The sequence below is a fragment of the Sphingomonas albertensis genome, assembly GCF_014358075.1.
GTDB lineage: Bacteria > Pseudomonadota > Alphaproteobacteria > Sphingomonadales > Sphingomonadaceae > Sphingomonas > Sphingomonas albertensis.
The window spans coordinates 34,983-57,625 of the sequence record NZ_JACONT010000012.1; the positions used below are offsets into that span (position 1 = coordinate 34,983).

The 22,643-nt window shown below is 66.3% G+C and carries 13 protein-coding genes; 4 read left to right on the top strand and 9 right to left on the bottom strand.

Going from position 1 to position 22,643, the window contains the following annotated elements; all coding sequences use genetic code 11:
• Window positions 1-59 precede the first annotated feature (59 nt).
• Window positions 60-1,700, bottom strand: coding sequence for a Na+/H+ antiporter (locus H8S47_RS07610; RefSeq protein ID WP_187503300.1), 1,641 nt, complete (start codon window positions 1,698-1,700; stop codon window positions 60-62).
• Window positions 1,701-1,985: 285 nt separating this feature from the next.
• Window positions 1,986-5,000 (bottom strand): TonB-dependent receptor, encoded by a 3,015-nt coding sequence (locus tag H8S47_RS07615; protein ID WP_214654996.1) that lies wholly within the window; start codon window positions 4,998-5,000, stop codon window positions 1,986-1,988.
• Between the two features lie 216 nt (window positions 5,001-5,216).
• On the opposite strand from H8S47_RS07615, the gene H8S47_RS07620 reads away from it, so the two are divergent.
• The 3 genes from H8S47_RS07620 (at window position 5,217) to H8S47_RS07630 (ending at window position 8,427) form a co-directional block, all read left to right on the top strand.
• A complete protein-coding gene (locus H8S47_RS07620) occupies window positions 5,217-5,756 on the top strand; it encodes an RNA polymerase sigma factor (protein WP_187503301.1) in 540 nt (179 codons plus the stop codon).
• A complete protein-coding gene (locus H8S47_RS07625) occupies window positions 5,753-6,727 on the top strand; it encodes a FecR family protein (protein WP_187503302.1) in 975 nt (324 codons plus the stop codon). The genes H8S47_RS07620 and H8S47_RS07625 overlap by 4 nt, the downstream gene beginning before the upstream one ends.
• Window positions 6,728-6,861: 134 nt before the next feature.
• Window positions 6,862-8,427 (top strand): alkaline phosphatase D family protein, encoded by a 1,566-nt coding sequence (locus H8S47_RS07630; RefSeq protein ID WP_187503303.1) that lies wholly within the window; start codon window positions 6,862-6,864, stop codon window positions 8,425-8,427.
• 87 nt (window positions 8,428-8,514) lie between these two features.
• Here H8S47_RS07630 and H8S47_RS07635 read toward each other — a convergent pair whose 3' ends face one another.
• From H8S47_RS07635 to H8S47_RS07660, 6 genes are all read right to left on the bottom strand, one after another.
• Window positions 8,515-11,025 carry a glycoside hydrolase family 31 protein gene (locus H8S47_RS07635; RefSeq protein WP_187503304.1) on the bottom strand — a complete coding sequence of 837 codons (2,511 nt, stop codon included), beginning with the start codon at window positions 11,023-11,025 and terminating at the stop codon, window positions 8,515-8,517.
• Window positions 11,022-12,554 (bottom strand): tryptophan halogenase family protein, encoded by a 1,533-nt coding sequence (locus tag H8S47_RS07640; protein WP_187503305.1) that lies wholly within the window; start codon window positions 12,552-12,554, stop codon window positions 11,022-11,024. The genes H8S47_RS07635 and H8S47_RS07640 overlap by 4 nt, the downstream gene beginning before the upstream one ends.
• Window positions 12,551-14,164 (bottom strand): alpha-amylase family glycosyl hydrolase, encoded by a 1,614-nt coding sequence (locus tag H8S47_RS07645; protein ID WP_187503306.1) that lies wholly within the window; start codon window positions 14,162-14,164, stop codon window positions 12,551-12,553. The genes H8S47_RS07640 and H8S47_RS07645 overlap by 4 nt, the downstream gene beginning before the upstream one ends.
• Complete coding sequence (locus H8S47_RS07650) at window positions 14,164-15,966, bottom strand: alpha-amylase family glycosyl hydrolase (protein WP_187503307.1); 1,803 nt, start codon at window positions 15,964-15,966, stop codon at window positions 14,164-14,166. The genes H8S47_RS07645 and H8S47_RS07650 overlap by 1 nt, the downstream gene beginning before the upstream one ends.
• Window positions 15,963-17,477: a tryptophan halogenase family protein gene (locus H8S47_RS07655; RefSeq protein WP_187503308.1), complete on the bottom strand. Its 1,515-nt coding sequence runs from the start codon at window positions 17,475-17,477 to the stop codon at window positions 15,963-15,965. Before H8S47_RS07655 ends, H8S47_RS07650 begins: the two co-directional genes overlap by 4 nt.
• 97 nt (window positions 17,478-17,574) lie before the next feature.
• A complete protein-coding gene (locus tag H8S47_RS07660) occupies window positions 17,575-20,544 on the bottom strand; it encodes a TonB-dependent receptor (RefSeq protein ID WP_187503309.1) in 2,970 nt (989 codons plus the stop codon).
• 199 nt (window positions 20,545-20,743) lie between these two features.
• Here H8S47_RS07660 and H8S47_RS07665 point away from each other — a divergent pair, with 199 nt between their 5' ends.
• A complete protein-coding gene (locus H8S47_RS07665) occupies window positions 20,744-21,766 on the top strand; it encodes a LacI family DNA-binding transcriptional regulator (RefSeq protein WP_187503334.1) in 1,023 nt (340 codons plus the stop codon).
• 162 nt (window positions 21,767-21,928) lie between these two features.
• Here the strand turns inward: H8S47_RS07665 and H8S47_RS07670 are convergent, their stop codons facing one another.
• Window positions 21,929-22,621 (bottom strand): DUF6445 family protein, encoded by a 693-nt coding sequence (locus tag H8S47_RS07670; protein ID WP_235982683.1) that lies wholly within the window; start codon window positions 22,619-22,621, stop codon window positions 21,929-21,931.
• Between the last annotated feature and the right edge of the window lie 22 nt (window positions 22,622-22,643).

Sequence of the window (22,643 nt, forward strand, 5' to 3'; positions counted from 1 at the left end):
ACTGTCGGTCGCCCATTGCCGGGGGATGCCACGAGGTCGGTGCAAAGTCTTCAGCCGGTTCAGACGCGGTAGCGGGTTTCCAGCAGGTCGAGTTCGCGGATGAGCTTCTGCGCCGTGACGCTGCCGATCTGGCGCTCGCGGACGCGCTCGACCACCGACGCGCGCTCTGCCTTGATGCCGGCCAGCCGGAACGTCCGCTCGAGTTGATCTTGCAGCCGAGCTTCCGCGGTCGCCTTGGCCGAGCCGCTACGGCTTTCGATGCGTTCGCGGTACAGGTCCATCACCCGGGTGCCGGCTGCGGCGAAGAAGTCGGCATTGCCGTCCCGCTCGGCAAGATCGTGTTGCGCACGTTCGACCGCACAGATCGCCGCCTCGGCGGCGGCGACGCGCGCTGCGTCCTCCTCGGCTTGCAGCGAAGGTTCGGGCGGCATGGTCAGCCCGTTCAGCAGGATCGGCAGCGCGACGCTTGCCACGACCAGCGAGACGATGATCACCCCCGCTGCCAGGAAGATCGCGAGATCGCGGGCAGGGAAGGGCGACCCGTCGGTCAGCGTCAGCGGAATGGTCAGCACGCCGGCGAGCGTGATCGCGCCTCGGACCCCGGCCAACGACATGGCGGCAACAAGGCGCCAGTCGGGGCTCTTCTGCGTCGTCTCGTTCCCGTGGCGCCGCCGAAACATCGTCAGGCGGAAAGATACCCAGACCCACCCGAAGCGCAGCATCGCGAGGCCGGCGACGATCGCCAGCACATACAGGCCGAGCCACGCCGGCCCGTGATGCCCGGTCAGCAGCACTGTCGCCTTCGCACCGGCAAGGATGGCGGGAAGCTGCTCGCCCAACAGCACGAAGATGATGCCGTTCAGCGCGAACTGGATCGTGTCCCACACCGAATTGCGCCGCATCCGGGTGGTCGCCAGCGCCTGACGCGACCGTTCGGCAAAGGTCATCGTGACGCCGGCCGATACGGCGGCCAGGATCCCGGATGCGTGGAGATGCTCGGCAAGGAGATAGGAGCCGAAGGGGATCAGCAGGCTGACCAGGATCTGCGAACCGGGTTCCTCGCCGAAGCGCCGCGACACCCAAGCCTTGATGTAGGTCGCGACGATCGTGACGACGATACCGACGGCGAGGCCGGCACCGGCGACCCAGACGAAGCTGGTGGCGGCGGTGGTCGCCGAGAACGTACCCGTCAGGACGGCGGCGATCGCAAACCGCAGGCACACCAGCCCCGACGCATCGTTGAGAAGCGATTCACCCTCCAGGATGTGCATCATCCGTTTGGGGATCGGAACGCGCGCAGCGATCGCCGAGACGGCAATCGGGTCGGTCGGAGACACCACGGCCGCAAGCGCGAACGCGACGGCCAGAGGCATTGCGGGGATCATCCAGTGGATGAACAGACCCATGCCGATCACCGTCAGAAGTACCAGGCCCAGTGCCAGTTCGACGACGGTCGACAGATCCTTGAGAAGCTCGTCTTTGGGTATGCGCCAACCGTCCAGGAACAGCAGCGGGGGCAGGAACAGCAGCAGGAACAGCTCCGGATCGAGTTCCACACGATACGACGTCGATAGCCCGATCACCGCGCCTAGAAGGATCTGAACCAGCGGCGTCGGTATGGATACCGGCACCATGCGGGACACTGCGCCGCTCGCCACGACCGCGAGCAACAGGACGAGTACAATCGAGACGGATTCCAAGCGATGCTCCCAGGGTAAGCCCGGGTGTTATCGGTTTTCACCGACCGGCGACACCCCGCGTCTCGCTTTGCTTGATCGCGCGCATGAGGCTGCGGGTATGGCCGGACAAGTCACTCTGTTGCCGCGCAGGCCTTCAGCGGCGCCATTAGCTGCACGGGAGCAAGCATTTCGCCCGGCAAAAGGCGGTCGGTCGTGCTAATCACCACAGACCGCGCCGATGCAGCCGCCGTCGAGAGGACAAGCCGGCGCATCGCCCGACCTGCCCTCGTTGCGAACGTCGTCAGCCTAGAACCGCATCGTCCCGCCGAACGCCACGGTCCGCCCGCTCACGGTGTTGGTCATCACCCGCTTGGCGGTGCCGTCGGCATATTGGACGATCGGCTCGTCGGTGATGTTGATCACGTCCAGCGACAGCTTGAACTGGCGCGTGACGTTGACATAGGCGGACGCGTCGAGGTTCGTCGTGCCTTTGATATATTCGCCGATATTGCCGTTGCCGCCGTCGCCCCAGCGATAGCGCGAGCGGGTCGCGACGGAGCCCCGCACGCCCCAGCGATCGGTATCGTAATACAGCGTCGCGTTGGACGAGAATTTCGACAGCGTCGGCAACGGCAGGCGAACCGCGACGCCCGCGTAGAACACGTCGGTCGATCCCTCGGCGAGGGTGACGTTGCCGAGCACGCCGAGCTTGTCGAACGGCGCCGGGAGGAAGTCGAAGTCCCGCTTGGCCGCGATCTCGATGCCCTTGATCGAAGCGCCCGGCCCATTGACCGGCCGCGTATAGTTCACCAGCACCGACGGATCGACGCCGACGGGCAACAGTGACGACGGATACCCCGTGCTGTTGTACGCGACCAGCCGCGTCTCCGACGTGATGTACGAGTCCATGTGCTTGTAGAACGCACCGATCGCCAGCGAACCGCGCTGGCCATCGTAATATTCGAGCGACCCCTCGACGGATTCGGCGATGAACGGCGCGAGGTTGGGATTGCCCGCGGTGATCGTGCCGCCGAACGAGGCAAGGTTCAGCGTCCCCGCCGCGCGCATGTCGCTGAGCGCGGGGCGGCTCAAATTGCGGTTGCCGCTGATGCGAAAGACCAGCGACCGGCTGAGGTCGAACGCCAGGTTCGCCGCGGGCAGGAAGCCGTCGTAACTGTTGGTCACGTTGACCGGGACCAGCGCGGTGCCGACCAGCGCCGTCCCCGACGAGCCGAGATCGGTATGATAATAGCGCACGCCCAGATTGGCGCGCAGGCCGATGCTGCCGACCTGCGTCTTCAGGTCATATTGCAGATACGCGCCATAGGTCTTCTCGACGAGGTCATAGGCAGTGCCGGCGACGGTGTCGCTCGCGTCGACCATCATGCTCTGGCCCAGCAGCGCGTAGGTGGCCGCCACGTTGCCGATGACATAGGGGGCAAGGCTGCTGTCCGACAACACGCTGGTAGGGACGTCGGGCACGCCGGGTTTGCCCTCGTAGCTCGGTGCGACCTTGCGCTGCCAGCCGCTGTTGGTGAAGCGCTTGAACCCGCCCCCCGCCTTGATCGTCGAGCCCGAGCCGACCGTCCAGGCGAGTTCCGCCTTACTGTTGTAGAACTCGCTGCGGATGCGGTCAGCGCGCGTTTCCAGGCCCTGCAAATCCCATTGCGACGCGTCGGCGATGTCGAAGCCGTAGCTGGTTCGCGGCGATCCCGTATTCAGGCCGCTGAACGCGTAGCTCTTGTCGACGGCCTCCAGATACACCTGGGCATAGCCGGAATTGAACGTCGATCGGGACCAGCCGCCGAGAAAGTTGACCGTCAGGTTGCTGGTCGGATCGGTATGTCCGTTCAGCGCGGCCTGCCAGAAGGTCGTCTGGTCCTGCGTCACCTTCGATTCGGTGCGCATGTCGACGTGATCGAACGACGCGCCGACGATGTTGTTATACTCGTCGAAGCTCACACCCGTCAGAACCTGCGTTCCGGTGACGTTGTTGGCGGCGATACCGTTGGTGCCCGCAGCGCCGATCACGCCCGACCGGCGATCGTTGGTCAACTTGCCGTACAGCACGTCGAGTGTCAGGTCGGTGCGGTCGTCGGGGTGATATTGCAGCGCGGTGGTGAGGCCCAGGCGCTCGCGCTTGTTGAAGAAAGTCGCATAGGTCTGCGCGCGGCTGTTCCATGCGCGATTGGCGCCGGTCGCACCGACCAGCACCGCCCGGTCCGCCGCGGAAACGCCCGGGCCGACATTGGCGGCACCGAAGTTGAGCTGTGACCAGTTCCAGTTGCGATAGCCGAATTCCACCGTGTCCGCGGTGCTGTACGCCACCGAGGCGAGGAACCCGAAATCGCCCCACCGGTCCGAGATCAGGCCGACCAGCCGGGGCGTGACCGACTTGGTATATTGGTTCGACTGGCCCTTGGCGGACGCCACCACGGTGAGCCCGTTGAAATCGAACGGCTTGGCCGTGTGCAGCCCGACCGTGCCGCCGATGCCACCCTCGTCCTGCTCGGCCGCGTAGGATTTCTCGACGACGACCTTGTTGAACAGTTCGGACGCGAAGATGCTGTAGTCGAACGAACGCGAACGGCTGACAGACGATCGGCTGTCGAGCCCCGACGAGGTGTTGGTGAGCACCTCCATGCCGTTCAGCTGGGTGCGCGTGAAGTCCGCGCCCAGGCCACGCAGCGAGATCTGCCGGCCTTCGCCACTGTCGCGCGTGATCGCGACGCCGGGGATGCGTTGCAGCGCTTCGGCGAGGTTCTGGTCGGGAAACGCCGCGATATCCTGCGCCAGGATCACGTCCTGCGAGCCGGTCGCGGCCTTCTTGATCTGCTGCGCCTTGGCAACGCTCTCGCGATACCCCGTGACCACGATATCGGTACCGCCATCTGCCGACTGATCGGCCAGCGCTACCGGCGCGGTCGCCATCTGCGCTTCAGCGCCGCCAAGTGCCACGGCAGAGGTGTTCGCCCCCGCCGTGGCATAGGACATGCGCCGGACGACCGTCACGGTGCAGCCGACGATCCTGCCGTCGAGATCGCTACCCGCGGTAAGCCGCGCAAGCGCTTCCTCGGCGGTCATTCGCCCGTGCAGGCGTTGGCTGCGCGCACCTTTCAACAGCGATGGCGAAGACGCCAGTTGCAGCCCCGTCCGCCGCGAAAAGGCCAGCAGTGCCTCGCCGAGGCCCTGCGCCGGCACGTCGAAGGTGAAATGGCGCGGCGCTGACTGCGCGCTCTGTGCTGCTGCCGGCGTTGCAACGCAGGCGAGCGAGGCAGCAGAGCTTAATAGAAGATGCGGTAGGCGGATCTTGCTGAACATGTTTTTCCCCGGATGTCTTGAGGGGGAGACGGTAAATGCGCGTGAAACCCGACAAAGTATTTGGTTTCAATTATGTGACATGTCGTCGCGGCGGTTGGCGCGTGAACCAAGCGATCCGAAACCTCGCATATACTTGGTATTTGCGATCTTCATGACGCTCTCCGAGATTGTCACAAACAGGGCCTAGAGCGCCGGGACGAATAACCCGGATATCCCATGCCCGCGTCGTCGCATCAGATCGAGAGCCTCGCGGGCGAACCCCCGGCTGAGGACTGGCGCGCGATTGCCGCCACGCTCAGCCGGTATGTCCGGGCGCGCACGAACCGCGCCGACGTCGCCGAGGATGTCGTGCAGGAGACGCTGTCGAGGCTGGTGCACCAAAGCCGCCTGCAAAAGCTGGTCAGCATCTATGCGCTGGGCTTTCGGATCGCCGCGAACCTGCTGGTCGACCATCACCGCCGCGACAAGAGGTACGTCGCCGAACGCGAGGAGGAGCCAGCCAGCCAGGCGCCCTTGCCCGATCGCGTGCTCGTCGGGCGGCAGGAGCTTGCTATCCTCAACGACGCGCTGGCGGCGATGCCACCGCTGCGCCGCGACGTACTTGTCCGCCGCCGATTGCAGGGCCAAAGCTGTGCGGCGATAGCGAGGGATCTGGGGTTGAGCCCGAAGGCAGTCGAGAAGCACATTACCCGCGGTCTTGCCGATCTCCACAAGGCGATGCCGGGGAACGCGGTCATGCGTGGCGGCGAGCGATGAGCCGCGAGAACCAGATCGTGGAGGAGGCCGCCGGCTGGATCGACCGGCTCAACCAGCCTGCTTTCGATGCTGCGGCCGGGCCCGACTTCGACGCCTGGATGGCGGCGTCGCCGCGCCACCGCGAGGTCTTCGCGGATCTCCAGGCGCTGTGGCATTCGGAGGGCTTGGTGGAGGCGCTGGGCCAAGCCGGACGCGCTCCGAGCATTGCTCAAGCGCCGCCCGAACCGGACGCTCGGTTCCGCAGAAACTGGGCCACGGCGCCCCGGTTGGCGACGGCCGCGTGCGCGATGCTGCTCGCGATCGTTCTGCTCCTGCCGATGCTGTCGACGAGCACCTATCGTAGCGGCGCGGGCAAGATCCGGTCGGTCGTGCTGGCAGACGGATCGCGGGTGGACCTGAGCAGCGATACCGAACTGCGCGTCCGTATCCTGCCGTGGGAACGCACCGCGACGCTGATGCGCGGCGAAGCGTTCTTCGACGTTCGGCATGAGGGCGTCCGCGCGTTCCGGGTCACCAGCGGCACCACGTCGGTGCGCGTGTTGGGTACCGCGTTCAACGTCGACCGCCAAAGCCCGACGCGGACTGCGGTGTCGGTATATCGCGGCGCGGTAGAGGTCGGCGTGGACGGTGCCGCCAATCTCGTGGTGCGCAAGGGAGACGGCGCGCGTGTCGTCGACGGGCATGTCGTCGCGCAGCCGCGCATCGCGGAAGGCGCGCCCGATTGGAAGTCCGGCTGGTTCGAAGCGTCGGATATCCCGCTCGGCGTGCTGATCGGCAAGGTGCAGCGCTATTCGGCGCGGCCGATCCTGTTGCAGGATCGCGGCTTGCAGGCGCTTCCGATCAGCGGCCGCTTCCACATCGCCGATACCGACCGGGCGCTGCAGGCGGTGCAGGCGGCCTATCATGTCGACGTCGCTTATGGTCCGAAGACGATCTCCATTCGCCCAGGAGCCAGGGCGGAAAACCACTGAAATCACCGTTGCCGGCCGCTTTGCGTGTCGGGTTTCGCCGGGCTGGTCCGTCTTCCGAGCATGACAGGGTGCGATGCGATGCCGGGCGTGGTCCGGCGTGCAGTCCGCGCCCTGCTGCAAGGGAGTGTGCCGCCGTGACTCAGTTCGATCGCCGCAATCTGGTCAGGGCCGGTCTCTCCCTATCGCTGCTCGGAGGATTGGGTGCGCCCCGCCTGCTGGCGCGGGCGACGTTCACGCGCGATCCGTTCACGCTCGGGATCGCCTCGGGCGAGCCGTGGCCGGACGGGTTCGTCATCTGGACGCGGCTGGCCCCCGAGCCGCAGACGCCCGATGGCGGGATGCCGCCGCACGACGTTCCGGTCCGCTGGGAGGTCGCCGAGGACCCCGGTTTCCGCAAGATCGTCCGCACCGGCGCGGCGGTGGCGGAAGCGGCGCTCGCGCACACGGTCCATGTCGAGGTCGACGGACTGCGGCCGCATCGCCCCTATTGGTACCGTTTTCTCGTTGCCGGCGCCGGCGCGAGCCCGATCGGCACCGCCCGGACCGCGCCGGCGGCGGGGGCATCGCTCGACCGGTTGCGGCTCGCGATGCTGGGCTGCCAGGATTTCGAGACGGGCTTCTTCACCGCCTATGCGCACGTCGCGCGCGAGCCCGATCTCGACGCGGTCTTCCACTATGGCGATTACATCTACGAGATGGCGGCGCGGAACGAGCCCAGCCCGCGCAAGCATCTCGGCGCGGAGACCTATACGCTGGACGCGTATCGCCGCCGCTACGCCCAGTACAAGGCCGATCCCGATCTCCAGGCGGCGCATGCCGCGGTCGCCTTCATCATGTCGTTCGACGATCACGAGATCGATGACAATTGGGCGGGCGAGTTCGACAAGGACGGCAACCCGCCCGCGATCTTCGCGCACCGCAAGGCGGCGGCGCTGCAGGCCTGGTACGAGCATGTGCCCGTCCGTCGCGCACAGCGGCCCGGGGTAAACGGCGCGCACGCCTATCGCCGGCTCGATTACGGTACGCTCGCGCGGATGCACGTTCTCGACACGCGCTCGTTCCGCAGCGATCAGCTCTGCGAGCGCCCCGGTCTGCCGCGCGCGCAGCTCGACGCGTGCGTTCCCGTCGACCGGCCGGAGCGGACGATGCTGGGGGCGGCACAGGAACGCTGGCTCGACCAGGGGCTCGCCAACCGCGCCCGCTGGAACTTCATCGCGCAGCAGGTGATGGTCATGCCCTATGATGCCCGCAAGGACGGCGCCACGACGCCGCTGATCGGCAAGGACAACTGGAACGGCTACCCGCTGTCTCGCCAGCGGCTCGTCGACGGTATCGTGCGACGGGGCCTGACCAATGTCGTGATCGGCAGCGGCGATCTTCACCAGAACGTCATCGGATCGGTGCCGCGGGGCGCGGAAGACGTCGGCGGCCCCGCGATCGCCACGGAGTTTCTGGCGACCTCGATCTCCTCGGGCGGCACCGGCGGGCTGCACTATCCGGGCGAAAACCGCACGCTGAACAATAATCCCAACGTCGCCCTCCTAAACAACCAGCGCGGCTACCAGCTGTTCACCGTGACGCCGGATCGCTGGCTCGCCGAGGTGAAGGTGATGGACCAGGTCGATCGTCCCGGCGGGTCGATCTCGACGCTGGCGAAATTTGCGGTGGATCCCAAACAGCCAGGCCCGCAGCCGGCCTGAAAAGCTGGTCTACCCGACTGCGCCACCGCGGACGTGGTTTCGCCGTGGTGAATTGCTACAAGCGCGGCTGACCCTCGTCCCGCGCGCTTACCCCGCGGTCGCTTGACGGCCCTCGACGACGATCGTGCCCGCTGCGTTTTGGGTGGGAACGGCGATCGTCGACGAACCGGTCGCGACATCCTGCATCACCGCGACGCGCTTGCCCTTCATCGTGGCGGTGCCGCTCCCGGTCCAGTTGTGGACGGTGACGGCGATCGATTTCCACCAGGGCTTGAAGCTGCCCTCGGGCTTGGCGAAGTCGATCGACAGGCCGCTCGGCGTTATCGTGCAGCGCACCGTCTGGCGGAAATAGCCGCGGCGAGTGTACGCGAGCGTGTGGCCGTCGTCCTCGTAGAGCGTCCCCATGCAGTCTGCGCCGGGATAGACGTCGAGGCGTAGCGGACCGTTCGGCGTCTCGCTGGTGCTCTGGACCAGCGGCTGGCGGGGCAGGATCGTACCGGCGCGAACGAACACCGGCAAATGGTCGAGCCGCGGGGTTTCGGTCACGCGGTCGCCGAGCGTGCGCGCGGTCGGGACTGCCTGCGTTGCGGATTGGATCGGACCCGCGGCGGCAGGCTCGGGCGTGCCGACGCGCTGTCCGGTCCAGTAATCATACCATCCACCAGCTGGCAGGCAGACGTCGTAGGTCTGTGGGGATTCCGGTTTGGGTGGTGGTGCGATCAGCAGCGACTTGCCGAGCGTGAACGCCATCGACTGGTCGCACGACGCGGTCGCGGCGGCCGGGTAATCGTAGAAGACCGGGCGCATGATTGGATCGCCGAACCGGGCGTTCTGGTCCGCCAGCGCGTAGAAATACGGCATCAGGCGATAGCGCTCCTCGATGAAGCGGCGGCGGATCGCGAGATGATCGGGGCCGTCGACCCAAGGCTCGACGCGCGGCGTGCCGGTCGCCGAATGGTTGCGGAACACCGGCGTGAACGCGCCGATCTCGGTCCAGCGCGTCAGCAGGTCGGGGCTCGGCCCGCCCGCAAAGCCGCTGACGTCGGCGGCGCTGTAGCCGAAGCCCGACAGGCCGAGGTTGATGATCTGCTGCACCGACAGCTTCAGATGATCCCAGGTCGCGCTGTTGTCGCCGGTCCAGGTTACCGCATAGCGCTGCCCGCCGGCATAGCTCGCGCGGGTCATCACGAACGGGCGCTCGTCGGGGCGCAGCTTGAGCAGGCCGTCATACGTGGCGCGCGTATTGAGCATGCCGTAGACGTTGTGCGCCTCTCGGTGATCGGTGATGCGCGCTGCGAAATCGTCGCTGTCGATGCGGTGGCGGGTGTCGAGCGGCATCGTCTTGGTCGGCGTCTCGAAGATCGCCGGCTCGTTCATGTCGTTCCAGAACCCTGCGATTCCGGCGTCGAGAAAGCCCTTATATTGCTCGCCCCACCAGGTCCGCGCGGCGGTCTTGGTGAAGTCGGGGAATACCGACGGCCCCGGCCAGACCGGCGCGACATAGGGGCTGCCATCGGCGTTCTGGATGAACGCGTCGGCCTTCATCCCGCTCTGGTAGGGTGGGTAGCCCTGCTCGACCGCGGCGATATGGAGGTCGGTTATCGCGACCAGCTTGATCCCGTCCGCCTTCATCTCGGTGGCGAGCTTGGGGAGGTCGGGGAAGGTCTTGGCGTCGGTGGTGAAGGGGCGGTTGCGATCCTGATAGCCGATGTCGAGCCAGATGACGTCGGTCGGCACGCGGTCGCTGCGCAGGCGTGCGGCGATCTGGCGGACCTTGTCGGCGCTGCCATAGCTGTAGCGCGACTGTTGATAGCCGAGCGCCCATTTCGGTGCGAGCGGGGCGTGGCCGGTCAGGTCGGCATAGCGCCGCGTGACCTCCGCCATCGATGGCCCGGCGATGAAATAATAGTCGATCGGGCCGTCGGGACCGCCGAACGAGAGCGTCTCGGCATCGCGGTGGCCGAAGTCGAACCAGGTGCGATACGTGTTGTCGAGCAGGATGCCGTAGCTGCCGCCCGCCCCGCCGGAGCCGATGAAGAAGGGTATCGACTTGTAGATCGGATCGTCCGCGCTGCTGAACCCGAACGCGTCGGTATTCCAGTCGACGAAGCCGTGGCCGCGCCGGTCGAGCCCCTGGGTCTTGTCGCCGAGGCCATAGAAATGCTCGGCGATCGGCAGCGTCTTCGAGATCGCGAACGCCTTGCCGTCGGTCGTGACGGGCGCGGCATCGGCGGAGATGATCTTGCCGTCGAGCGTCTCGAAGGTGATCGCGCCGCCAGCACCGACGCGGACGCGGACGCTGGCGGTGGCGAAGCCGTCGGGGGCGGCGGTGACGGCGATCTTCTGGTGGCGGATCGCGGCGGGGACGGCCCAGCTGGCGTCCTCCGGGAACAGGCCGTTCTTATCGACGCGGACGCGGACCAGACCGTCGGTCATCGCGGTGATCCGCGTGGTGGTTGTGCCGACATGGACGTCGACACCGTCGCTCCGTGGAGTCAATGTGGGCGCGGGTGCGGCGGCCGCTGCGGGCGTCTGCGCGTAGACGTGGGCGCTGCACACGCCAGCGGTGGCGGCGAGCAGGAGGACTAGGCGTTTCATACGGTATCCTTGTGGTCCGCCAAGTGGCGGAGGCGAGAGGCGTGCGACCCGAAATTCGATGCGCAACGGGTCAGGAAATCGTCGATCTTCGGCAGGTCGATGGGATCGATGTCGGCGCCGGGCGGGATCAGCCGCGCGGCATCGGGAAAGGTGCCGTAGCCGGCGAACAGGCAGTGCCAGCTGATCGCCGAATAATAGCGGCCGAGCCCGGCACGATCGATCGCCGCGACCATGTCGGCGCCGGTAAACCAGGTGGACATCAGCATCTTGAGGTCGTCGGACAGCGCTTCGATGCCGCGCGCTTCCGCCCAATAGCCGGTCGGATCGTCGTGGCGCTGGTTCAGCCGGTAGTGCGCGACGATGTAATCGCGGACGCCGTCGTAGCGCGCTGCGATGCGCGTGTTGAACGCCGCGCAGACCGCGTCGGTCGCGCCGCCCTGATCGACCATGTCTAGGAACGCTTCGACGGTGGCGATGACGAGATGCAGTGCGGTCGCTTCGAGCGGCTCGAGGAAGCCTTGGGCGAGCCCGACCGCGAGTGCGTTGTGCGACCAGCTGTCGCGAACCCGGCCGACGCGCATCTTGAGGTGGCGCGCTTCGCCGGTCTCGGCGCCGATGTGTGCGCGCAACTCCGCTTCGGCCTGTGCTTCAGTCAGGTGGCGACTGGAGTAGACGTAGCCGTTGCCGTTTCGACTGGTCAGCGGGATGTGCCAAGCCCAGCCGGCCGATAGCGCGGTCGCTAGCGTCTGGCTGGGGATCGGCGCGCCGGGGGTATGCGCGGTCGGCATGACCACCGCGCGGTCGTTGAACAGCGCGTCGGCGTAGCTGACGAACGGCATTGCGAGCGCACTGAAGATCGTGCTGCGAAACCCGCTGGCGTCGATGAAGACATCGCCTGCGATGCGCTCGCCATCGGTATCGATCAGCGCGGTGATATTGCCGTTCGGGGCGCGCTCGACGCTGGCGATCCGGCGCTGGAGATGGACGACGTCCAGCGTTTCGGTCGCGTGCTTGGCCAGGAATGCGCCGACCTTGTACGCATCGAAATGATAGCCGTAGCTGACCTCGAACGGGAAGTTCGCGGCAGGCTGTGGTGCGCAGTTCGTGGCGGCGAGGCGAGCGGGGAGCAGGAAATGGTTGGGATGTGCGTCGACATCGCGCCCGGTGCGGCGTGCCCGCGCATTGTAGAAGAATTGCGGTGCGGTGTGGCCGTCGAGCGCGGTGGGGAAGGGGTGGAAATACTGCTCGTACCCGGCGCGGTCGGACCAGCCTCCGAAGCCGATCCCGAGCTTGTAGGTTGCGTCGCACGCCGGCATCCACGTCGTTTCGGCGATACCGAGCGTGTCGAAGAAGTGCTTCAATTGCGGCGTCGATCCTTCACCGACGCCTACGATGCCGATCTCCGGGCTTTCGATCAGCGTGACGCGGACGCCGCGGTCGCGCCAGCGATGCGCGATCAGGCACGCGGTCATCCAGCCGGCGGTGCCGCCGCCGAGGATGACGATGTGCTGGCCGAGCCCGTCGATCACCGCCGCAGCACCAGCCCGGACAGCGGCGGCAGCATGGTCGTGTCGGCACCATCGGTCCCGAACAGCATGTCGCCGTAGGTGGCAACGCCGACCGGCCAGCCACGCGCGTCATCGCCGAGGTTGAACACGCAGAGTAGCGTCTCGTGCCCAGACTCCCGCTCGAACGCGATCACGGCATCGTCGCTGTGCACGATCCGCATGCTGCCGATCCGCAACGCCGGATGCGCTTTCCGCGCTGCGATCAGCGTCCGCGTCCAGTGCAGCAGCGATGTCGCATCCGCTTCCTGCGCATCGACTGCGATTGCACGATGATCCTCGCCGAACGGCAGCCACGGCTGGGTGCTGCCGAATCCGAGATCGGGCGCCGCACCGATCCACGGCATGGGTGTGCGCGCGCCGTCGCGGGACAACGTCAACGGCCAGTTCGCGATCGCCTCGGGATCGAGCAGGTCGTCGAAGGCGATGTCGACCTGCGTCAGCCCCAGCTCCTCCCCCTGGTACAGGAAGATGTTGCCACGCAGCGCGACGAGCAACAGGATCTTCATCCGCGCGAACGCCTCACGCTGGTCGGGCGTCGTCCAGCGCGAGATCGCGCGTGGCGCGTCGTGGTTCTCGAACGCCCAGCTCGGCCAGCCCAGACCCGGGGTATCGGGCCAGTTGCCGACCGCATCGACGATCAGCTCGGGCGTCAGCCGGTCCGCGTACAGGAAATCGAATCCGTACGCGCTGTTGAGCCGGCCGTTACCGCCGGTGAACAGCTTCATCTCGCGGTCGCTGTCGTCGCCGCCGACTTCGGCGACGGTGAACCCGGCGCCATATTCGTCGAGCAGTGCGCGGATGCGCTCGATGAAGCCGACGATGTCCGGATGGCTCTGGTTGTGCAGCTTCAGCTGAAAATCGAACGACCGCGTCCGCGCGCGATTGGTCGCGGGCGCCGGCGGGTTATCGGTCAGCGCGGGGTCGTGCATCGCGAAGTTGATTGCATCGAGGCGGAAGCCGTCGACGCCGCGATCCAGCCAGAACCGCGCCGTCGCGATCAGCTCGTCCTGTACCGCGGGGTTATGCCCGTTGAGCTGCGGCTGGTCCTTGAGGAAATTGTGCATGTAATATTGCCCGCGCCTGGCATCCCAGGTCCAGGCGGGACCGCCGAACACCGACTGCCAGTTCGACGGCGGGGTGCCATCGGGCTTGGCATCCGCCCAGACATACCAGTCCGCCTTGTCGCCGCTGCGAGACGCCCGGCTCCGGCGGAACCAGTCATGCTCCTCCGACGTGTGCGAATAGACCTGGTCGATGATGATCTTGAGCCCAAGTTCATGCGCGCGTGCGATCAGCGCGTCGAAATCGGCGAGCGTGCCGAAGATCGGATCGACGTCACGATAATCCGACACGTCATAGCCGAAGTCCGCCATCGGCGAGGTGAAGAACGGTGACAGCCACACCGCGTCGACGCCGAGGCTGGCGACATAATCGAGATGCGCGGTGATACCCGGCAGGTCGCCGATCCCGTCGTCGTTCGAGTCCGCGAAACTACGGGGATAGATCTGGTAGATCGTCGCGCCCTTCCACCATGGGTGGTCGGCAGCGGACTCAGGCAATCGTGCAGGCATCAACGAGGCTCCGCGGCGCAGACGGCATAGCCGAACGCGGGCAGGGTTATAGTGACACTGCCGGGGGCGGCAGCGCTGGGCGCGCATGTGCCGGCGAGCGTTGTGAAGCGTGTGGAAACGGTCTCGACCTGTACCGCCTGCGTGATCGGCTTGGCCGAGGTGTTGAACGCGAGCAGAGTTTCCGCACCCGTCGTTGGATCGAAGCGCGAAACCGCAAGCAGGCCCGGCGTTTCGCTCCGGCTGCGGATGACCGTACCGCCACGGGTGAGCGCGGGATGTGTGACGCGCACCTTCGCCAGTTCGGCGATCTGGCGGAACAGCGGATTGGTTTCTCCGAAACTCTCGGTCGCGGTCGTCTTCGTCGTGCCGAGCAACCGATTGTCGTTGTAGATCGCGACCTTCGACGCGGACATGTCCTCGCGCGCGTCCTGGTCGTTACCGTCGCCGACGAAGCCCTGTTCGTCGCCCGAATAGATCGTCGGCACGCCGCGCAACGTCAGCAGCATCGCGTTAGACAGCAGCACGCGCTTCAGCACCTCCTCGTCCGACGCCTGCGGGAACGCCTTCCGCACGTAGGTGGCGAAACGGCCGTCGTCGTGGTTGCCAGTAAAGGTCGGCAGGATCGCCGCGGTGTCGGCGCCCTTCGCATACAGCACGTCGCCGTCGAACAGCGCCTCGAACGCATCGGTGCCGCGCGTGCCGGCGACCGTCTCGACCACCGCCTGGCGGAACGCGAAGTCTAGCACCGCGGGCAGCTTGTCGACGATCGTGTGCTGCGCGAGCACCGCCGGGCGGACCTCGTGGTCGGAGACTTCGCCGAAGATGTGGAAGTTCGGGATACCGTTGGCCTGCGCGCGCGTCAGCATCGCCGGCACGAACTGCGCCCAGAATTCGGGGTTCACGTGGCGCGCGGTATCGATGCGGAAGCCGTCGACCTTGAACCGGTCGATCCACGATCCGAAGGTGTCGATCATGCCATACACGACACGCGGGTTCTCCGTCATTACGTCGTCGAGCCCCGAGAAATCGCCCATCGTCGAGCTCTCGTTCATGAAAATCGTGTCGCCGCGATTATGGTAATAGATCGGGTCGTTGAGCCACGCCGGCACCTTCACGGTCCGCTCGGCAGCGGGCACGTACGGCGTGTAGGCATAGGTCGTGTCGGTCAGCTTCGCGAAGTTCGCCGCGGTCCGCATGTCGTCCCCTGCGAACCCGCCATTGATCGCCTTCCCGCCGACGCCGCCCTTTCGCTGGTACGGATAGGTCGCGCGGTCGCGGTACGGGCAGGGCATGCCGACCGCGCATTCGCGGTACTGGATCACGTCCGCGGTGTGGTTGATGATGATGTCCATATACACCTTCATCCCGCGCGCGTGCGCCGCGTCAACGAAGGCGGTCATGTCGGCATTGGTGCCGAAATGCGGATCGACCTGCGTGAAGTCGGTGATCCAGTATCCGTGATAGCCCGCGGATTCGCGGCCCGGCGAACCCTGTACCGCCTTGTTCTTGAAGATCGGCCCGAGCCAGATCGCGGTCGCGCCGAGATGCTGGATGTAATCCAAGCGCTTGGTCAGGCCCTTCAGATCGCCGCCGTGATAGAAGCCCTTGGCGGTCGGATCGTAGCCGGTTTTCAGGCGGTCGCCGGCGATGCCGCCGCGGTCGTTGCTCGGATCGGCATTCTCGAACCGGTCTGGCAGGACGAAATAGATCACTTCGTCCTGCGGCGCGCGCGCGCGATAGTCGGCGGGCGGTACGGTTGCCGCGCCGGACAGCGCAAGCAGGATGGCGGCGGCGATGCTCATGCGCCGAGCCCTACCGCCGCTGCGCAATGCTGCACGACGAACGCCGCGTGATCTTGCATCTGCGCCACTTCGCGCGCGTTGAGCTTCTCGATCGTGTCCATGAATTCCCCCAGGTCGTTCGTCGATATCGCGTCCGCCAATGGATGGTGGCCCGCCGGTATGATGCCTTGCCCGGCCAGCACCTGGAGCCAGCCCACTTCGGTGAACAGTTCCTCATGCTCGCGGACGATGTGGCCGTTGCCGCGCCAGAGGTCGATCTTCGCGGCGAGCGTGTCGGGCACCGCCATGTCGCGGCACTGGCGCCAGAACGGCGTGTCGTCGCGCGCCGTCGCCTTGTAGTGGAGGATGATGAAGTCGCGGATGCGCTCATATTCGAAGTCGCTCTGGCGGTTGAACTCGGTGCGATCGGCGTCGGCGATGACACGGCCCGGCAACAGCTTCAGCAATCGCGAGATCGCCGACTGGATCAGGTGGATGCTGGTGGATTCGAGCGGTTCCATGAACCCCGCCGCCAGCCCGAGCGCGACGACGTTGCGGTTCCACATCCGTTTGCGGCGACCGGTGCGGAACGTGATCGTCCGCGGGTCGGCCATCGCCGGGGTGTCGAGTCCGCTGAGCAACGTCGCGGTCGCCTCGTCCTCGCTGATGTGCGCGCTGGAGAAGACCACGCCATTGCCGGTCCGGTGCTGCAACGGGATCCGCCACTGCCAGCCGGCGGCGTGTGCGGTCGAGCGCGTGTACGGCGTGAACTTTTCGCTCAGCGCCGAGGGCACCGCAATGGCGCGGTCGCACGGCAGCCAGTGCGTCCAGTCCTCGTAGCCGGTGCCCAGCGCCTCCTCGATCAGCAGCCCGCGAAAGCCGGTGCAGTCGATATAAAGGTCGGCGGCGACGGTCGTGCCGTTCTCCAGAACCAGGCCGGAGACGTCCCCGTTATCGCCGTCGCGCGTGACACGGACGATCTTGCCCTCGATCCGGTTGACGCCGCGCGTCTCGGAATAGCGTCGCAGGTAACGTGCGTAGAGCCCCGCATCGAAATGATAGGCGTACGGCATCGACGGCAGCGTCCGAGCGGTACGGGCAGGCCCCCGCTGCATCCGCTCGGCAAGCGCCGCATGCGTGTTGAGCGAATAGGCACCGAGATCGCCAGCGAGCCCGAGCGACCGCGCGCGCAGCCAATATTGGTGGAACGGTAGCAACCCGACGTCGCGCCCGACATCGCCGAACGCGTGCATGTAGCGATGGCCCGGCTTGAACCAGTCGACGAACTCGATGCCGAGCTTGAACGTGCCGCCGGTCGCGCGGAGAAACGCATCCTCGTCCAGCCCGAGCGCATCGTTGAACAGATGGATCTGCGGGATCGTCGCTTCGCCGACGCCGACCGTGCCGATGTCGTCGGACTCTATCAGGTCGATCTCGTACCCCGTCTCCAGGAACCGCGCGAAGGTGGCCGCCGCCATCCAGCCGGCGGTACCGCCACCGGCGATCACGATACGCAAAGGGTGATTGGCCATCGTCCGCGTCCCCGCTTGAAACCGTCAGGTGCCGCCGTCGCGGGGCAAAATGCGGGGCGGCGTCAACCGCCCCGCCATCGACATCGGAACTTGCCCGTTAGAACTTGTACGTGATGCCGACATAGTAATCACGACCATAGCGCTGGTAGTCGATCACCTGGCGCGGGTCGTCGTTCTGGTAGGTCACGAACGGCCGGTCGGTCAGGTTCTTCGCCTGCGCCAAAATCGCGAAATTGCGCAGAGGGCCGGACTGGAACTCATAGCCGATCTGCGCATCCAGGATCGCTTCCGCCTTGGCGGTCCGATAGGTCGGGTTGGCCGACAGACCGGCGACTTCGGCAAGGAAGCTGGAGCGGTAGCGATAGTTTGCGCGCGCCTGGAAGCCCCATTTCTCGAAGTAGATCGTGCCGCTGCCGGTCCATTTGGACAGGCCGGGCAGGGTGATCGCCTCGGTCGGGTTGCTGCCGTACTTGATCGTCGACTGCGTGTAGTTGCCGCTGGCGAACATGCCGAACCCGTCGAGTGCGGACGTGATCGCCTTGAACGGCAGCGACAGGGTTGCTTCGACGCCGAGCACTTCGCCGCGACCGGTATTGTCGGGCAAGGAGACGTTGCCGATCGTCTGGCCCGCCGCGATCACCTGCGCCTGCTGCGCCGCGGTCAGGGAGGGGAGCAGCGCCGAGAAGTCGTAGGGCAGCGAATTGTTCGGATCGACGAAGTCGGTCAGGTGCTTGAAGTAGCTCGACAGCGCGACATAGCCGCCACCGCTGAAATACTTCTCGAACGACAGATCGATGTTGGTCGACTGATACGGCTTCAGGTTGACGTTGCCGCCGGTCGAGGTGAACACCGGGAACAGGCCGGCAGGCGTCTGGCCGATATTGGTCAGGTTGATCGCCACGTCCTGCGTGACGCGCTCCTGGTCGAGGCGCGGACGGACCATCGTCTGCGATGCGCCGACCTTGACGAAGCCCAGCGGGATCAGTTCGACCGACATCGTCGCGGACGGCAGGAAGTTGGTGTATTTCACCGACTCCTTCACCGGTGCGATCGTCACCGCGCCACCGACGACGCTGGCGATCTGCCCGGTCGAGCTCTGGTCCGAATGCACGACCTGCGCACCGATCGAGCCCTTGAGGGGCTTGTCGCCGACCAGGCCGTCGAGCGTGACCTTGGCGTAGCCGGTCCACACCTTTTCAAGCACGACGTTGTCGCGCACCAGCGCAGACGGCCGGCCATCGAACGCCGACTGCAGCGTGTTGTTGTAGAGGTACAGCGGGTCGAGCGTCAGCATCTGCGGGATGCCGAGATAGTCGAGCGCGACATTGGTCCCAAGCTGCGCCTCGCTGGGAACGTCGCTGCTGAGCGGCGAGCCGCTCGACACGGTGCAGCCCAAGCCGCCGCCCGGCGGGCACAGGAAGTAGGAGGTGTAGGCGCTGGTCTTCTTGCGCTGGCTATAGTTGCCGCCGGCTTCCCAGCCCTTGACGACGCTGTCCGAGAATTCGCCGTTGAGGCTTGCGCGCAGCGACTTCAGATCGTCCTTGAAGCTCGGCCGGTTGAGGAAGCCGGTCTGGACGACCTGCTGCGTGCCGTTGTTGCCCCACCCTTGCGGATCGGTCAGCTTGAAGACGTTGGTATCGGTGTAATCCAGCGTCGGCGAGAAGGTGTAGGTGCCGTTGCCGTTCTGCTTGACCGTGACAGTATCCGCCGCGCCGCTCTTGGCGAAGCCGGTGCCGGTGTTGGTCTCGAGCAGGAAGTCGGTGCGATCGGCATGGCTCCAGCTGGCGTCGACGTTCAGGTGGATCGTGTCGGTCAGCTTCAGATCGTTGTTCCAGCCGAATGAGTAATTGTCCGCCTTGCGCTGGTTATAGTCGTTGCGCTGCACGCCGAAGACGTTGCCGAACGTCGCGTCGGTGACGAAACCGTCGCTGCTCGTCACGCCCGAAACCGTCGTGCCGCCGACCGTACCGGCGCTGGCCAGCTGCCCGGCGAGCGGGAATTCGATACCGCGCAGGATCTGCGTTTCCTCGAAATGCGAATACAGCGCGTCGAAGGTCGAATGGAAGCTGTCGGACGGCTGCCACTCGATCGTCGCGACGCCGCCGTAGCGCTTCAGTTCGTTCGACTGGACATAGGGCTTGGCGCCGTTGACCAGGAACGGGTCGGCCGCGGTGCCGGTGCCGCTATAGCCCCAGGCGTTGTAGCGCTCGTTCTGCGACGGCGTCTGCGTCGCGGATACGCCGATCGCGATGCCGAGCGTGTCGTCGGCGAACTTGTCGACATAGGTCGCAGAGGCCCGATAGCCGTAGCGCGTGCCGTCCGGATTGAGCTTGTCGATGCCATTCATCTGGCCGCGCGCGCTGATCGCGACGATCCGGTTGGGCTGGTCGAGCGGACGCAGCATCCGCAGGTCGACCGTGCCGGCGATCCCGGCGGCGATCAGCGAGGCGTCGGCCGACTTGTAGACGTTGACGTTCTTGAAGAATTCCGACGGATATTGGTCGAACTCGACGCCGCGATTGTCACCGGTCGTGACCTGTTCGCGGCCGTTGAGCAGCGTGGTCGAGAAATCGGGGCCGAGGCCGCGGATCGACAGGCGCTGGTCGCGACCTTCGAGACGCTGCGCGGTCACGCCCGGCAGGCGCGCGAGCGAGTCCGCGATCGACACGTCGGGCAGCTTGCCGACGTCTTCGGCCGAGATCGAGTCGACGATCAGCACCGACTGGCGCTTGATCTTGGCGGAGGATTCGAGGCCGGCGCGAATGCCGGTCACGACGATATCGTCACCGCCGTCGTCCGCCGGGGTTGCTGCGGCCGCGTCCTGCGGCGCGGTCGGCACGGCGTCGGCCGGCTGCGGCGTGGGCTCTGCGGCGGTCGTGACGGCATCGACCTGCGCGGGCGCGGTCGAATTGGCGTTGGGAACACCGGGGGCGACCTGTGCGAACGCGGCGTGGCCCGGCAGGATCAACGCGGCGGCGAGCGCTGTGGCGCTGACGCGGAGCGCGAGGCGGCTGTGCGCGGAAACGCCGTTCGTGGCGCGCGCGCGGCACGGTGCAAAATTGCTCATGAATACCCCTTTGGCGGGAATGATCCCGCGCATCCTCAATGACTTGTGTCGGTAGCCTCGACGTCGTGCTTTCGCGTCGATTGTCGCAGGCCGGCTATATTTCGGCCGGGGTCGTTGCAAAAGGGACGGGCATACGTATTCACTGGTTCATGCAGTCCCTGTCTCTTCTCGACCACTTTTGCCGACACAGGCTCCAATGATGGGTCGTCGCCCGACCTCGTTCGATATCGCGCAACTGGCCGGCGTGTCGCAGCCGACGGTATCGCGCGCGCTACGTGGATCGAAGTCGGTCAATCCGCAGACTCGCCAGCGGATCGAGGCGATCGCCAGAAGTCTGCACTATGCCGTCGACAAGCACGCCTCGTCGTTGCGGAGCCAATCGGCCAACACGCTGGCGCTGCTGTTCTTCGAGGAACCCGCCGAAGACGATTCCACCATCAACCCGTTCTTCCTGTCGATGCTCGGCTCGATCACGCACGCCTGCGCGCGCGCCGGGTACGATCTGCTGATCTCGTTCCAGCAATTGTCCGGCGACTGGCACGTCGATTACCAGGACAGCCGCAAGGCCGATGGCATCATCCTGCTCGGCTACGGCGATTACGAAGCCTATCGTGCGCGCCTCGATCACCTCACCGAACAGGGGACCAAGGTGGTGCGCTGGGGCGCGGTCGGCACCGGGCCGGCGGGGATAACGGTCGGTTCGGACAACCGCGGCGGGGGCGAGGCGGCGACCGCGCACCTAATCGCGCAAGGGCGGCGCCGGATCGCGTTCCTCGGCGCGGCGGATGGACGGTATCCCGAACTCGAGGATCGCTACCGCGGATATCGCGACGCGCTGGAGGCGGCTGGGCTGACGGTGGACGATGCATTGCAGGTCGATGCGATCACCACCGAAGATGCCGGGCAGGACGCGGTTGCCGAACTCGCGCGGCGCGGTGCCGGGTATGACGCGATCTTCGCGGCGAGCGATAGCATCGCGATCGGCGCGATGCGCGCGCTGGCGGCGGCGGGGCGAGCGATCCCGGACGACGTCGCGATCGTCGGCTTCGACGACATCGCGTCCGCGCAACTCACCAATCCGCCGCTGACGACCGTCACACAAGACGCGCGCCGGGCAGGGGAGGCGCTCGTGCGCACGCTGCTGGCGAGACTCCGCGGCGAAGTGTCCGAAGACGCCCCCCTACCAACCCGACTGGTGATCCGCGCGAGCAGCGGAGCGTAGCGTGCAACGATCCTCCCCCGCCAGGGGGAGGTGGCAGGCGTCAGCCTGACGGAGGGGGAGGCATGAGCAACCGCTGTTGCGTAACCTCCCCCTCCGTCACCTTCGGCGCCACCTCCCCCTGGCGGGGGAGGATCGAATAGCCTGCGGGGTGAGCGGGCTCGCTCAGTCGTCGAACAGGAAGAGATTCAGCGTTAGCCGCCCGGCCAGCGGGTCCGAACTCAGCACCACCTCGGGCGGCAGATACGCACAGTGCAGCGTATTCCCCGCATAGACGAGCGCCCGGTTGAAGCGCGCCGGCTGAACCCCGACACACTCGTACAACGCCGTGTCGCCGGCAATGTAGGACGCTTCCGGCATCCCAAACGTCTGCACTCCGGCTTCCAGTTCCGTCTTGAACCGATCGAGCCGCGACGCATCGACGCTCTCGAACCCCGTCGACCGCTGCCGGTAAAAGGCGGTGCCGCCTTGCTCGCCATGCCCCAGGAACAGCAGCACCGCGATCCGCCGCGGCTCCACGCCATCGAAATGCGGCAGTCGCTGGATCGGTGCCAGATCGGTGGGCGCGGTTGTAACCAGCGAATAATAGGCTTCCGACACCGCCGGCGCCGGATCGAGACCGAAATGCTCCGCGAGCAACGGCGCGATCCGGCGGCGCATCGTTTCCGCCAGGCGAGGCGGGACCTCGGCCCGGACACCGGGATAATGCGGGCCGATCGCGGTCATCCGCAGGCTCGCCGCATCCTCGCGCAGCGCGTCCGGATCGGGCCAGAAATCGTCGATCGCGATCAGCGGACGCTGCTCCCGGCCCTGAAGATGCAGCGTGGTTTTCGGCATGACGGTCATCCCGGCCTTCATGCCGCGCGCGTGCTCGGAGAGG